The sequence below is a fragment of the Actinophytocola sp. genome (assembly GCF_035762905.1).
In the GTDB taxonomy this organism is placed as follows: domain Bacteria; phylum Actinomycetota; class Actinomycetes; order Mycobacteriales; family Pseudonocardiaceae; genus DASYTH01.
Genome location: NZ_DASUCC010000096.1, coordinates 1 through 12,101 on the forward strand (window position 1 = coordinate 1; position 12,101 = coordinate 12,101).

Annotated in this window: 8 protein-coding genes and 1 pseudogene; 3 read left to right on the top strand and 6 right to left on the bottom strand. The window is 66.7% G+C overall.

Annotated features, from left to right (window positions below; genetic code table 11):
- Nucleotides 1-290 (bottom strand): annotated as a pseudogene (locus tag VFV67_RS19945) (SAM-dependent methyltransferase); the annotation flags it as partial.
- A 137-nt stretch (nucleotides 291-427) separates the two neighbouring features.
- On the opposite strand from VFV67_RS19945, the gene VFV67_RS19950 reads away from it, so the two are divergent.
- Nucleotides 428-3,391, top strand: a complete 2,964-nt coding sequence (locus VFV67_RS19950; protein ID WP_326472039.1) for a BTAD domain-containing putative transcriptional regulator — start codon at nucleotides 428-430, stop codon at nucleotides 3,389-3,391.
- Between the two features lie 109 nt (nucleotides 3,392-3,500).
- Nucleotides 3,501-4,079, top strand: coding sequence for a sigma-70 family RNA polymerase sigma factor (locus VFV67_RS19955; protein ID WP_326472040.1), 579 nt, complete (start codon nucleotides 3,501-3,503; stop codon nucleotides 4,077-4,079).
- Between the two features lie 90 nt (nucleotides 4,080-4,169).
- Here VFV67_RS19955 and VFV67_RS19960 read toward each other — a convergent pair whose 3' ends face one another.
- A complete protein-coding gene (locus VFV67_RS19960; protein ID WP_326472042.1) occupies nucleotides 4,170-5,771 on the bottom strand; it encodes a S8 family peptidase in 1,602 nt (533 codons plus the stop codon).
- Nucleotides 5,772-5,948: 177 nt separating this feature from the next.
- On the opposite strand from VFV67_RS19960, the gene VFV67_RS19965 reads away from it, so the two are divergent.
- Nucleotides 5,949-6,869 (top strand): CHAT domain-containing protein, encoded by a 921-nt coding sequence (locus VFV67_RS19965; protein ID WP_326472043.1) that lies wholly within the window; start codon nucleotides 5,949-5,951, stop codon nucleotides 6,867-6,869.
- A gap of 10 nt (nucleotides 6,870-6,879) precedes the next feature.
- Here the strand turns inward: VFV67_RS19965 and VFV67_RS19970 are convergent, their stop codons facing one another.
- The 4 genes from VFV67_RS19970 to VFV67_RS19985 all read right to left on the bottom strand — a co-directional run bounded on the left by VFV67_RS19970 (nucleotide 6,880) and on the right by VFV67_RS19985 (nucleotide 12,034).
- Complete coding sequence (locus tag VFV67_RS19970) at nucleotides 6,880-7,431, bottom strand: restriction endonuclease (protein ID WP_326472044.1); 552 nt, start codon at nucleotides 7,429-7,431, stop codon at nucleotides 6,880-6,882.
- A 44-nt stretch (nucleotides 7,432-7,475) separates the two neighbouring features.
- Nucleotides 7,476-8,249, bottom strand: a complete 774-nt coding sequence (locus VFV67_RS19975; protein ID WP_326472046.1) for a M15 family metallopeptidase — start codon at nucleotides 8,247-8,249, stop codon at nucleotides 7,476-7,478.
- An 11-nt stretch (nucleotides 8,250-8,260) separates the two neighbouring features.
- On the bottom strand, nucleotides 8,261-10,048 hold the full coding sequence (locus VFV67_RS19980) for a hypothetical protein (protein ID WP_326472048.1): 1,788 nt from the start codon (nucleotides 10,046-10,048) through the stop codon (nucleotides 8,261-8,263).
- Nucleotides 10,049-10,291: 243 nt separating this feature from the next.
- Nucleotides 10,292-12,034 (bottom strand): hypothetical protein, encoded by a 1,743-nt coding sequence (locus VFV67_RS19985; RefSeq protein ID WP_326472050.1) that lies wholly within the window; start codon nucleotides 12,032-12,034, stop codon nucleotides 10,292-10,294.
- Between the last annotated feature and the right edge of the window lie 67 nt (nucleotides 12,035-12,101).

The window sequence follows — 12,101 nt, forward strand, 5'->3', positions numbered from 1 at the left end:
GGGGCGTGGGCGGCCGGGAGGGCGAACCGCTCGGTGGCCGGGTCGTAGGTCACATAGCCGTGTGCGGCCATTGAGGACAACCATTCCCGAACGTACCGATCGGTTGTGCCGGTCCGTTGTGCCAACTCCGCACTGGTTGACGAGTGATCATCAGCGAGAGCGGCCCAGAGCCCCAGGCGATCGCCGATCATGGCCAGGGTGGTGACCATCCATGCGCTGGTGTCGCCCATGACACGTCCGACGAACGCCTCGATGTCGGCCGGGTCCGCTTCCGTCCTTGTGGTCGTCACTGTGGAACTCACTGTTGCCTTGCCTCCTGTCAGATGTGGGTGTGACGATGATCGGGCTGCCTTGCGGCTCGCTTGCAGCTCAGTTGCGGCTGGGAATACCTACAGGCTCGACAGGTCGGTGGTGGTGAGCGGCTGGTATGGAGTTCGGGGTACTCGGACCGCTGAGGGTCCGCACAGGCGACCAAGGTAGGGACATCGGCAGCAAGAGACTGCGGCAACTGTTGACCGTGCTCCTGGTTCATCGGGGCGCCGTGCTGTCCAGCGATCGACTGGTCGCCGCGATGTGGGGCGAGGAGCCGCAGGCGACCGCGTTACGGAACCTGCACACCTATGTGTCGCGGTTGCGCAGCCTGCTACACGCGGACGGTGACGAGGTACTGATCACCAGGCCACCCGGTTACGTGTTGCAGATCGGCCGTGAACAAGTCGACGCCGGCCGTTTCGAGGTCCTGCTCGAGGACGCGAAGGCGGTCATCGCGGTGGATCCCGAGGCGGCGCTGCGGCACCTCGACGAGGCCCTGGCGCTATGGCGTGGCGCCGCCTATGCCGAGTTCGCGGACCGGGAGTTCGTACGGGCGGAGGCCACGCGGCTCGAAGAGGTGCGGCTCACGGCGATCGAGGAGAGGTTCGACGCCGGCCTTGCTCTTGGCAGGCATGCCGACCTGGTTGGCGGGATGGAGGCCTACGCCGCTGAACACCCGCTACGTGAGCGAGCGCGGGCCCAGCTGATGCTGGCTCTGTACCGATGCGGGCGACAGGCTGAGGCTCTGGCGATCTTCCGGGCGTTTCGCCAGCAACTCGATGAGGAACTGGGAGTCGAACCTTCTGTCGCGCTCCGGACACTTGAGGCCGCGATTCTCCGGCAGGACGCCTCCCTCGACTGGATGTCTCCACCGTCGAAGACAGATCATCCGGGCGAGCAGCCGGCGATGCCGATTCGCCGGCATGGCAGTCTGCCCGCCGAGGTGTCCAGCCTCGTTGGTCGTGCGCAGGACGTCGCCGTCATCGCCGCGGCGTTGCGTGACTGGCGCATCGTGACGCTGACCGGTGTAGGCGGTGTCGGCAAGACCCGCCTGGCGCTGCATTGCGCGTCACGGGTGGCCGGTGAATACCCGGACGGTGTGTGGTGGTGCGAGTTGGCACCGGTGGCGGATGGCGCGGCCGTGGTTCACGCCGTGGCGGCAGCGGTTGGTGCCCGACAGCAGCCGGGGCTGAGCATCGAGGACTCGCTGCTCTCATTTCTCGCGACGAGGCAGCTGTTGCTCGTGGTGGACAACTGCGAACACGTGGCCGACCACGCCGCGTTGCTGATGGAAGCGGTTGTGCGGAACTGTCCGCGGGTGACTGTGCTCGCGACAAGCCGAGTCGCCCTCGGCGTAACGGGTGAGCGCATCCGGCCGACCGCGCCGCTCATGGTCCCAGAGCGCGATAACCATGCCGATGCGGTGGATTCACCCGCGGTGTGCCTGTTCGTCGATCGTGCACAGGCGGTCCGGCCCGATCTCGACCTGAACATGGAGAATCTGGAGCGCATAGCGCACATATGTCGCAAACTTGATGGACTTCCGTTGGCGATCGAGTTGGCCGCCGCGAGGGTGCAGTCGCTCAATCCCGTCGACATCGCTGCCCGAATCTCGGACCGCTTCGGTTTGCTGGCCACAGCGAGGCCGACCGTGGTTGCCCGCCATCGAACGCTGCGGGCGGTCGTGGACTGGTCTTATGATCTGCTGAGTCCACCCGAACAGCGCGTATTCGCCCGGCTGTCCGTGTTCGCCGGTGGATTCACGCTGACCGCGGCCGAGCAGGTGTGCGGGGAGGTGCTTGTGGACCTGCTCGCAACGTTGGTGGAGAACTCACTCGTCGTTGCCGGATCGACCGCCGGCCAGGTCCGCTACTCGATGTTGGAGACGCTCCGTGCCTACGGTCACGAGTTGCTGGATCGACGCGGTGAGGTCAGCGCCCTGCGTAATTCTCATGCCCAGTACTACGTCGCGCTGGCCGAGGAAGCCGGCCGCGCGATGCGCGGGCCGCACGAGGAGCGTTGGGTGTCGATACTCGACGCCGATTTCGAGAACCTGCGGGCGGCTCACCGGTGGGCTGTCGAGCAGGCCGACACGAAGCTCGCCTTGCGACTGTCCGCTGGGCTGTACAACTTCGCGATCACCCAGTTTCGGGACGAGGTGGTCTCCTGGGGACAGATCGCCCTCGGGCTGCCACAGGCGGACTCTCATCCGCTGTACCTGACGGTGTCCGGGGCGGTGGGCGAAGGCCTCACGTTGCGAGGTGAGCTCACGAGCGCAGCGGACTTGGCCGAACGGGCACTTACGTGTGCCACCGATCCGGACGATCCGGTACGGCTTCCCGTATTGAAGGTCAGCACAGCCGTCGCGCTGTATGAGGGTCGCCTCGACGACTGCTTCGCCGCGGCAGGCGAGATGCTTCGACTTGCCCGACGTGAGCACGATGCGTGGCACGCCGCGGCCGCGCTTCTGTTCCAAGGTTTGGCAAGAACCTATGCCGGTGACGCCACCGAAGGACTGCGCATCGCACATGAATGTCTTGAAGTCGCGAGATCGCTCGGCAATCGTACCTACCTGGCTTGGGGACTCTACGCTCAGGGCGAGGCGCTGGCGCTCACGCACCCGGACGAGGCCAGGGATCGTTACGAGTCGGCGATCGCTGTCGCGGAATCGGCGAGCAGTACGTTCGCCGCGAACATCTGCATGGTCGGGCTTGCCGCGTTGCTCGCTCGTTCCGGGAACACTGACGACGCGTTGCGCGCGTTTCGTCGGAGCGTGCGCGACTTCCATGTGATGCAAGTCTGGCAACATCAGTGGACTACGTTGCGGAACCTCGTGCAATTGCTGATCCGGGTTCGTGCGTATGACACGGCCGCGACGCTGCTCGGAGCGCTGGCCGCGGCGGACACGGACGCCTACGGCGAGGATGCGGACAGCATGGGATCGGCAGCGGAGCGACTCAGAAACCGGCTCGGAGCAACCGCTTACGCCCAAGCGACTGATCGGGGCGCGGCCATGTCCCCCGATGCCGCGGTCGTGTTCGCGCTTGCCGCCATCGATTCACTGCTGAAGCGACGGTGAGCGGCAGACAACGCGCCGCAAGGCTGGAGCAAGTTGACTGACAGGTCTCGCGTGCAGGCTCGGGTCAGCGTCGAGCAGAGCGAGGAGGCCGCAGCGCTCCAGTCCGGCGGTGTGCACGGTGCTGCGGAAACCCATGGTGACCGATCAGTTGGCAACTCTCGAGCAGCGATTCGCCGAGGGCGACGCAGCCGCGCTCAAGGACATCCACGACACGTTCGCGGGACGGATGTTCGGTGTGGCCTTGCGCATCCTCAATGATCGGGATCTGGCCGCCGATGCGGTGCAGCAGGCGCTCATGCAGGCATGGAAGGCCGCACACACCTATGATCCGGGACGGCCCTTGGAGCCGTGGCTGTTCTCGGTGACACGACGCGCGGCCATCGATGTCTACCACCGGCATCGCAGCCGCGAGCAGGCAGTCAGCGTCGAGTCGATCGAGCCCGACATCCACCCGGCGGTCGATGGCGCCAGTGCTGAACAGGTATGGCTCACGTGGAAGGTTCGCTCGGCCGTGGAACGGTTGTCATCGTCCGATCAGGCCATCATCAAGCGGGTCTACTTCGAGGACATGACCCATCGCGAGACGGCCGACGAGCTCGGCATTCCCATCGGGACCGTGAAGTCACGCCTGTTCCGAGCGCACCGCAAGCTCACCGCGGCTCTCGGCCACCTCAAGGGCACCGCGTAGCCGGACGACACGCGATTCAATGGAACAGCCCGCCGGACCGAACCGGCGGGCTTTCCATTCCTGTACACCCTCAGTTCCGCACGAGCGAACCTAGAACTGCAGGCTCCAGCTTCGGATCTTGCCGACGGTGCCTACCACTGTGTCGAAACCTCTGAGCTGCCACCGACCGTTGGGAGCAACAGCGGAGGCATTTATCGGAACATTGATACGAATCAGATCATCACCGGTGTCCGGGCTGGGCTGCTCAAGGATCCACCGCTGCCCGTTCGGGGCGAAGAGCTCGACAAACAGCTGACCGCGACTGGCGTGCTGGATGTCGAACGAAAGACGAAGGCTGGTTCCCATTGCGCTGCCGGGGTCACCCTGCCCGGTCACGTCGATGGACGAGATGCCACCGGTGCCGAGATCCGGGATGGGAACATCGTCCTGATCCTCGTGGAACCCGCCGAAGTGCAGAAGTCGTGCGGCGTTGACATTCGGCTCTCCGGTAACCACATTGGGAGTAGCCTCGAACTTGACCCGGAAAACCGCGTCCTGGGCGCTCACCGAATTGGAAACGTAGTGCGCCACCACGCCCGTCGCCAAAGGCGCAGCCATGGACGTACCGCTCTTGACGACCGTGCCGGTGGAGCTGTCATGCCTTGCGGCACGGATATTCGTGCCGGGGGCGTAGAGATCAACGCAACTGCCGAAATTGGAGAAGGACGCCCGGTCGTCGGTCACGTCCGAGATGGCCGCGACGGTCAGCACACCGGGAATACGAGCAGGCGATTGGGTGCAGGCCAACTGATTTTCGTTTCCCGCCGAGACAACGTACGCGATGCCGGCGTCCATCGAGCGCTGCACTGCCTCTTCAAGCAGCGCGATCTGCGGCAGGATCGCGTTGTTCACCAGGTATCCGAGTGACATGTTCACGACCGACCTGCCCGGTGTCGCGTTGCTGGTCACCCATTCGACGGCACTGACTAAACGCGACAAGGACGCAGCACCCGTGCAGGCACGCGTCGCCTTCACGGCCACCACGTCGGCGCTTCGTGCGACACCGTAGGTGTTTCCGCCGGCGAGACTCGCAACATGGGTCCCGTGGCCGTTGCAGTCTCGACCGTAGTCCGGATGGCCCACGGCGAAATCATCATTCGTGTCGAACCCGACTCGCGCTCGTCCGCCGAACGACGTGTGCTCGGCCGTGATGCCGGTGTCCAATACATAGATCGTGCTGTCTGACGCACCATTGAACGCGTTCACCGCATTGTATCTGCCGTCGAGGGGGCGGTGTGCCCGCTCGTCGATCCTGTCGAGATGCGCGGGTGCGTTCAGTTGCACATCGGACAGCGACACCTCGATATCCTGAACCACTGAGCGCACGTCCGGGTGTGCGGCGAGCTTGCGAGCCTGTCGCTCCGGCATCTCGATGGTGAAACCGCGACCAACAGCGGTGTGGACGCCTCGTAGCCGACCACCGTGCTCGCTCGAGAGATCACGAGCAAGGCGCTCAACATCCGAACCAGAAAGCTCTGCGCGAAGCGAAACGATGTAGCTGTCCTGGATGCCGCTCGCAACCGCGTGAAACGTCGGCTCCGACGCCGCGCCCGACCCGACAGCTGCTCCCGGAGAAGCCAGGGACAAGATGACGGCGGCGGCCCCAACACCTCCCATCCTCGCCAGTCGGCCCGCTGCACGGCGAATCTTCATGATGACTCTCCCACCCAATCAGTAACGGCTCTCCTTGTGCCTACGGCGCTCGTTCCCGTGGTGGTTCCACCGATGAGTCGGCCATCACACTTCTCGAGCCCAAAACGCTGCGGCTCGACCGCGTAAGCCTCGGCGATCGGCGTCCGCAACGGCAACCGCTGGCTCTGCCGGGTCGCCATGGAGATCCTCGCTCAGGCTCGGCTCGGCCAGGGCGACCTCGATGCCGCCGCGCGCGCCGCGGACATCGCGCAACGAAACCGCGGTTCGGTGCTCGGCTTCGGCCTGGTCGGCCTCGCCGCGTACCGGCGCGACAAGGACGACGACGCGCGGGACGCCTTCCACCAAGGGGGCGCCCTGTCATTCCTGCCCCTGCACGCGGCGGGCCACCACGGGACGGCACTCGATGAGGTGCCGCGCACGGTGCTGGACCGGGTGGTGTGCTCCGTGACGCCAACGCTTCGGGCGCTGGCCTACTCTCGACGCGCCGCGGGTTCACCGCGGCGTCCTTCCGACTGGGCCGTCGTGGTGGCGATGCCGAAAACTCCGGGCCGGCACGCTGACCTGTCGGGTGCCGAGGCCGAAGCGGCCGTCATCGAGCGCCACTTTCCAGGCGAGGTGGACATCCTCACCGGAACGGAGGCCACCCACGACGCCGTGCTCAAGGCGCTGACCGGGGCCCGGTGGGCGCACTTCGCCTGCCACGGGCACAGCGACCTCGCCGATCCGTCGGCCGGCCAGCTGGTGCTGGCCGACCATCACAACCGACCGCTCACCGTGGTGGACCTGGCCAGGCTCCGAATGAATGACGCCGAACTGGCGTTCCTGTCCGCGTGTTCCACCGCGCGCCCCAGCGGCCGGCTGGCCGACGAGGCGATCCACCTGGCCTCCGCGTTCCAACTCGCCGGCTACCGGCACGTGATCGGCACCCTGTGGTGGATCGGCGACTTGCCCGCGGTGGACGTTGCGGACCTGATCTACTCGGCGATCGCCGACGGCGCGGGTGTTGCCGAAGCGGTCCATGGCGCCACCCGCCGCATGCGCGAGCGGTGGCTGCACGACCCAGCAGTGTGGGCGTCGTACGTCCACGTTGGTGCGTAGCCGGAGCCGGTCACGGAGATGGCCGGGCCAGCAGGAACGTCGCGACACAGTCCGCGTAGTCCTCGTCGTCGGCGGACAGCACCAGGCCCCGCGAGCCCGCCCGGTGGTAGTGCGCCACAAACGTGGGACACGCGGTCGCAGCATTCCTGGTGGTGAACACAAAGCGGCCCTCCGTGACCGTCACCAGGGCAATGCCGTGCGCCGTGGCGAACTCGATGGCACCGGCCTGATACGACGACGTGGCAACCATGACACCCTTGTGCGCCCCCACGCTGTGGAGCTTTTGGTGGAGCACCTGGACCAGTTGACGCTTGATCGGATTCCGGTGGAGCTTCGCCTCGACGACCACCAGGAAAGCCATTCCCGCGAACCGGTAACGCACAGTCGCGTCGAAGTCGTACACACCGTCGGCGCCAACAACTTTCTCGTGCACGGCGACCACGAGGTCGTCCACCGCCGCCCCCGCCGCCCCCAGCAACTCCCCGGCGACGAACTGCTCGAACTCCCCAGGCGTGATCTCCGGGCACGGATAGCGCACAATTCCGCGGTCACTCTCGATCACGCCACGACATTACCCCAACCCAAGTCTGGCTCGAGGATCAATCGCTAGACGCTCCCGTTTGCCCATGACCATGAGGCGTTGGGGTGGTGTTCGGCTCGGCTGTCGCAGTGTAGCCAGGATTGGACGTAGGAGCCGAGGCCGGAGAAGCCGCAGGTTTGGGCGATGCGGTAGATCGCGTAGGTGGTCAGGCCGGGCACGGTGATGTCGACGGCGGTGCCGTGGGTGTGTATGCCGCCGGGCGGGGTGATCCGGTTGGGCCGGTAGGTGGTGCTGTGGAAACCGGTCTGCACTACGACTTCCCGATCGTCCACCTTGTGTCGCAATGCTTCCAGTTTGTACATCAGGCGGCGCGCATTTTCTCGTACCGTGGCCTCGTCGGGGGTGCCGGCCGCGAAACCGCCGCCGTCTGGGGCGGCGAACTGTGTCCACTCGAAATGTGCGGTGGATCCGTCGGGCGCCTCCAGGGCTGAGAGTCGGTCGCGCGTCGGGGCGTCGACCAGCCCCTTGTCTGGTAAGCCGTGGGCTTTCTGGAAACGTCGCACGGCCGCTTCGGTGGCGGGGTCGAATGTTCCGGTTATGCTCAGGAACGAATGCCCGGCGTCGTCGCTGGCCCAGCCTGCGATTCGGATCTGGAGTTCGCGAACGTCCATACCGGACATGCCGGCACGCAGTTCCCGGACACCGAGGTTGCTCGCCGCGGCGGGTAGCGCGCCGACGGTGGCCAGGCCGATGCCGATCGAGCCGATGGTCAACGCGCGCAACACGGTTCGTCGGCGGTACGGCAACGGAGCGATCGGCCGGCCGTCGTGGTCAGTCATGGCGTGACCCCTCATCCGTAGCAGGCGGCGAACGCTTGGCGCGCCCAGCCGACATTCTCGGCGACTCCCGGCCCATTGGGTTGGGCCAAGTGAAGATTCTCCAGCGCGACGGAGTTCCGGTTGAACCCGTTCGTCGTCCACTGTCCGCCGGCGTCGTAACCGACCGCGGAGTTGTTGCGCAGCCGCACGGCCCGGGGCGCGTTGTTGCGGACATCGACCAGGACCGCGGTCCGCTGGCTGCCCGGAACGGCGCTGTTGATGAACGTGCAGTTCTCCACGACGCAGGCGTCGCCGGTTCCCGGCGCGACCGACGCACCGACCCGCAGACCCGGTGCGTGCACGGCGTTGAACACGCAGTCGCGCACCGCGATGGTGCCGTCGACGGTCACCACGAGCCCGACTCCGTCTCTGTTCTTGCCGTCCGGGTGATCGTTGGAGAAAACCCGTTCGTCGCCGTTGAACCGGCTGGGGTAACGGGAGACATTGTCCGGCGAGGCGGGAATCATCTGCTGTCCGTAGTGGAACTCCAGGCCGACGACCTGGACGTTGCCGGTGATCTGGGACGGCGTGCGCTGGCCGTAGACCCGACCGCCGAGGGTGCAGTTCCGGACCAGGTTGCTGTCGCCGTTGATGCCGAACGCCCGCTGGTACTGCATCCCGCCGATGTACACGCTGAAGTCCCGCTCCACCGTCAGGCCATCGAGGATCACGCCGGCGGCGGGCTCCGCCCTGCCGATCGCGGTGTGGCCGGGATCGCGGACGTAGCACAGTTCGCCTGCGCCGCTGGTCCGGCCGCGCACAAGCAGGCCGGTGACCCGTGCGTTGCCGGCGATGCGCAACGCGTCGGACGCTCCGGTGCTGTGCATGTTGTCGATCTCGTAGTAAGGCTTGCCGACCACGCGCAGGTCCCACCGCGGCGACACCTCCAACGCGGTGAACGTGTCTATGGACGTGCCAGACACCGTGTGGGCGCGCAGGTCGACCACCGGCTGATAGGGACTCGCCACGTCGACCCGGGCCTCGAACCGGCCACCCTCACAGCCACCCCGGATCTTGAACGCGCCGAAGCCACCGCCAATGGCCCTGATCGTCTCGTCGACATGCCAGTCCTTGGATTCCCGGATGGTGAGCAGACCGAGGTCGAGGACACCCACCGCGCCCGCCGAAAACTGGGTCAGCAGGGTGATGCCGCCCCACACCGTGGACAGCGCGGGATTTCCCTTGGGGCTGAACACGAACAGCCGCGCGCCGATCGGCGTCGGCACCGGGTCGGGGTCGTCGTCCTCCTGCCACACCTCGGTCGGGGTCAGCTGCGTCCAACTGTGCGTCTCGTCCAACCCCAGGGTGGCGAAGCTGCGCGCCTCCCAGATCTCGTTGTACGGGTCATAAGCCGACGGCACCGCGGTCAGGCTCCCGATGGTCAGCGGCCGCCCACCCCGCCACACCCTGATCACCCGGTACTCCGGCCTGGCCCCGGCGACGTTGCGGGTGGTCACCCAGATCCCGGTCGGCTGCCCCGCATTGGTCCCGCCATTGCTCCGGATGTTCGGACAGCCAGCCGTGTTCGCGTTGTAGTCGTTGGCTCCGTTGAGGAAGACCTGCACGAAGTCGCTCGGCTGGTTGAGTACGTCCAGATCGGTGAAGTGCCACGGCAGGTTCGGGTCGTGCGCGGTCATCGACCAACCATCCGGCACGTCGCTCCCGGCGCCGATCCCCTTGCCCAACTGCTGCCCGAAGTTCGCCTGACCCTTCATGATGAACTGCCCGACGACGAACCGAACCCGATCCGGCGCGGTCACCGGCGACGCCAGCGCCCGAGCCCTTGTGAACGTCCTGACCCGAGTGTTCCAAGTCGTTCCGTCCGCCGAATCCACACCATCACCGCTGACGAAGATATCCCTGATCGCCACGGCACCTCCCAACTATCTGATCCGTGTTCATTCTCAAATCCACTGCCCGCCCCCGCTTGGCTGCCACAGCTGAGGGTGGCGGCGGCCGGTTGACCGCCGCCACCGATCAACATGGTTCCCGCTCCGCAACGGTCACTGGAACGGTATTTGTTGGGAAACCCGGCTGGCATCGACCGGGAAGTAGCAGAACGGATTGGCATTGTTCCTCGCCCGGCAGATCGCCGCCTCGTCGACCCGGGAGTCGACCGCGACGGAGTGCCACGCCTGCTGGCCGATCATGTTGTTGTTGCCGTACGCCCAGAATTCGGCGTAGCTGCTGTACTGCCTGCCCTCCACGATGGATGCGGGGCTCGTCGAGGCGATGGCCAGGTTGTATTGCTGGCCGTCGCCGAACGTCGTGTCGACGAATGGGGCGGGCAGGGTGGTCACCGCGTAGTTCCACTCGAAGCAGCCCCGGCTCCGATCCGCCACCTCGCCGGTTCGTCCCCCGAAGGGGGGATTGCACGCGGGATTGCCGATCAGCAGTTCGTCCTCCATCCCGGTCCGCGACACCCACACCGAGTTCTGCAGAGCGCGGCTGCACTCGGCGGTGGCCAGGAACTGCTGGACGACGCAGGGCTGCAGGCCGTCGACGAACTTGTACGCGAGCGTGCTGATGGGTCGGTTCTGGTTCGACGCGGCGATGTTGGTCACCTGCGTCCCCCAGCGGCTGTCCCACCGCGCGGCGCCGTAGGTGAACGCGGCGGTGACGATGGCGTACGGGTAGCAGGAGATCTGCCAGTATCCGCCCGTGCCATCCGGATTGGGATCCGGCACCCAGTACGCATAGCAGATGTAGAGGACCTCGTTGGCCCGGTAGTTGGCAATGCTCACGCCGAACGCCTGGAATCCGCCGGTGGCCGCGTGCGGGCGGTAGGTGTGGTCGTTCGGGCATGCCTGGTTGTCCGAGCTGTTGTTGCACCCGGTCCAGAGCGACGAGTCGTCCATGACGCCCGCCGACGGCGCCGACGTGTTCGAGCCGGCGACCATGCTGCCTTCGGTTCGCGGCAGTGCGGCGTCGACCGCCGGGTCTCCCGAGATCGGGCCGCGGGCGCCGGTCCGGCAGGCCAGCGTTCCGGCGGACTGCCAGTAGCAACTCTGTCCGGTGTTCGTAGCGACCGGCGCGCCGCGTTGCGCCGAATCCGACACCTTGGCGTCCAACCGGATCTCGGTGACGGGCGCGGCCGACTCGATGGCACGCGCCGCCGCCTGCGCCTCCCGCAGGCCGGTTACCTTGCTGTCGCCGGCGTCGGGAAGCACCGCGCGTACCGATGGCGCGCCAACAAGAGCGGCCAGCCGCGTGTTGGTCGCCACCACCTCGGCGCGGTAGAAGTGGTACGCGCCGGTGGCCAGCTCTCGCGTCGCCGCCCGCTGATCCACCGCCGCCGTCTGCGCCTGCTGGAAGTAGCGCAGCCGGGTCGAGCCGATCAGGCGGTCCAGCTGCTGGGCCGGCGTGCCGGCGACCCGGGCCACGTCGTTGAACCACATGGTGTAAACGTCGCCGGAGGCGGCGACCGGAACCTTCGCCTCCACGGCGTACAGGTCCAGCCCGTGCTTGCCGACGAAGCCGGTCAGGTCGGCGCTCGTCATCCCGGCGTCGAACACCACGGACGCGCTGGCGGGCCGGTCCGGTGCCCGGGTCGCCTGGTCCGCCACCGTCCGGTGGGCCTGTCGGATGGCCTCGTCGATCACCCGCGGGTTCGCCGTGTGCAGCACACCCTGCAGGGCGCTGGCGGCCAGATCCTGCGCAAGCCGCTGGATCGGGCGACCCGTCCCGCCGGCCGGGTCGGCGGCGGCCCCGCCCGCGCCGGCCGCGACCACGGAGGCCAGGCCCATGGCGCAGCAGGCGATTGCGGCCGCCCACCTTCTCCTCGTTGTCACTCGCATTGTCGATGTCCTCCCT

What these genes read in the sequence shown, in the direction of transcription:
- VFV67_RS19950 (WP_326472039.1), top strand. Translation starts at nt 428, where the DNA reads ATGGAGTTCGGGGTACTCGGACCGCTGAGGGTCCGCACAGGCGACCAA.
- VFV67_RS19960 (WP_326472042.1), bottom strand. Translation starts at nt 5,771, where the DNA reads ATGAAGATTCGCCGTGCAGCGGGCCGACTGGCGAGGATGGGAGGTGTT.
- VFV67_RS19965 (WP_326472043.1), top strand. Translation starts at nt 5,949, where the DNA reads ATGGAGATCCTCGCTCAGGCTCGGCTCGGCCAGGGCGACCTCGATGCC.
- VFV67_RS19975 (WP_326472046.1), bottom strand. Translation starts at nt 8,249, where the DNA reads ATGACTGACCACGACGGCCGGCCGATCGCTCCGTTGCCGTACCGCCGA.
- VFV67_RS19985 (WP_326472050.1), bottom strand. Translation starts at nt 12,034, where the DNA reads ATGGGCCTGGCCTCCGTGGTCGCGGCCGGCGCGGGCGGGGCCGCCGCC.